Source organism: Paraburkholderia sp. SIMBA_053 (assembly GCF_046534895.1).
GTDB lineage: Bacteria > Pseudomonadota > Gammaproteobacteria > Burkholderiales > Burkholderiaceae > Paraburkholderia > Paraburkholderia caledonica.
Genome location: NZ_JAWRXU010001032.1, coordinates 1 through 259, shown reverse-complemented (window position 1 = coordinate 259; position 259 = coordinate 1). Strand labels below are relative to the sequence as shown.

The window sequence follows — 259 nt, the reverse complement described above, 5'->3', positions numbered from 1 at the left end:
CTTTCCGAAGCAGCTGATTGGCGTCGTCGGTTCGGAGTCGCTGTTGCAGGACACCGTGCATCGGATGGAAGGCTTTCCGGCTGGCTGGAGCGTGTCGAATTCGCCCATCGTCGTGTGCGGCGAAGAGCATCGCTTCGTGATTGCCGAGCAGTTGATGTGCAATTCGTGCACGCCGCGTCTCGTGGTCGAGCCGGCGCGGCGTGACACGGCGCCCGCGCTCACGCTGGCAGCAGCCCTCGCCTGCGCGAACGGCGAAGAC

At 65.3% G+C, this 259-nt stretch carries 1 protein-coding gene; it reads left to right on the top strand.

Annotated features, from left to right (window positions below):
- Positions 1–259 (top strand): sugar phosphate nucleotidyltransferase (locus SB753_RS38765; protein ID WP_410805374.1); only part of this gene is annotated, 259 nt, incomplete at both ends.